Raw genomic sequence first — 301 nt, forward strand, 5'->3', positions numbered from 1 at the left:
GCCGCCGGCGATGCGTCCGGGGCCGGCTCCGGTGATGCGCCCGCCGACGCCCCAGGTGGTCAACCGCCCGCCGCCGCCGCAGATCCGGCAGGCGCCGCCGCCGCAGATTCGACAGGCCCCGCCGCCCATGGTGCGGCAGGCGCCGCCCCCGATGCGGCAAGCTCCGCCTCCGCCTCCGCCGCCGGTCGCTCGGGCCGCACCGCCCCCGCCGCCGCCGCGACCGGCTGCGCCTCCGCCGCCCAAGCGCTGCGTGGTGGTCAACGGCCAGCAGGTCTGCCGCTGAGGCGTCGGACCATCGATC

Origin of the sequence: Rhodoplanes roseus (genome assembly GCF_003258865.1) — a bacterium.
In the GTDB taxonomy this organism is placed as follows: Bacteria; Pseudomonadota; Alphaproteobacteria; order Rhizobiales; family Xanthobacteraceae; genus Rhodoplanes; species Rhodoplanes roseus.